Origin of the sequence: Brevibacterium pityocampae, from assembly GCF_039541555.1 — a bacterium.
Classification (GTDB): Bacteria; Actinomycetota; Actinomycetes; order Actinomycetales; family Brevibacteriaceae; genus Brevibacterium; species Brevibacterium pityocampae.
In genome coordinates this window covers 1-747 of the sequence record NZ_BAABGL010000009.1, presented here as the reverse complement: position 1 = coordinate 747, position 747 = coordinate 1, and the positions used below count along the sequence as shown (strand labels likewise).

1 protein-coding gene and 1 pseudogene are annotated in these 747 nt (G+C 68.2%); both read left to right on the top strand.

Features of this window, described 5'->3' with window-relative positions; translation table 11 throughout:
- Positions 1 to 111: 111 nt before the first annotated feature.
- Positions 112 to 285 (top strand): annotated as a pseudogene (locus ABD883_RS08170) (HNH endonuclease signature motif containing protein); the annotation flags it as partial.
- 123 nt (positions 286 to 408) lie between these two features.
- On the top strand, positions 409 to 747 hold a 339-nt coding region (locus tag ABD883_RS08165; protein WP_345031319.1), incomplete at its 3' end, for a transposase.

Below are 747 nucleotides of genomic sequence, written 5' to 3'. Positions count from 1 at the left end.
CTCGCCCGCAGACTCGCCGCCGGGTCGGAGAAATTCACCCGCATCCTCACCGACCCCACCACCGGCGCCATCTGCCCCGAGATTGCACAGTCCTACACGCTGCCGGCCGGAATGCGCACCACGCTGAACCAGACCTGGGCGTGGTGCACCGCCCCGGGCTGCACGCGGCGGGCCGAGACCAGCGAAGCCGACCACATCACCCCCTTCGACCACGCCGCTCCTGCTCGTGGCGGGCGGACGGACTTCGACAACCTCCACCCCCTGTGCAAGCAGCACCACCAGATGAAGACCGAGCGGATCCTGCGCCTGCACCGCACCACCGACGGACTCATCTGCTGGCAGTTCACCCACGGCATCACCCACACCACCACACCGGCTGACAGGCCCGCCGATCGCGAAAACGCCCGCATCACCCGCCGCCTCCTCGGCNTGATCGCTGACTTGCTGCCTGCTCCGACCGGCCGCAGGGGCCGGCCCTTCGCTGATGCCCGCCAGATGGTCGAGGGCATCATCTACCGCTACCGATGCGGGATCGCCTGGCGGGACCTGCCCGAGACGTTCGGCAAGTGGCAAACGGTATGGACCTGGCATCGCCGGATGGCCGACGACGGCACCTGGGACACCGCGCTGGCCCGCTTGACCGCTCACGCTGACGCTGCCGGCGAGCTCGACTGGTCGCTGTCGGTGGACTCCACGATCGCGCGTGCTCATCAACACGCAACGAACATCACGCGCCTAAAAAAGGGA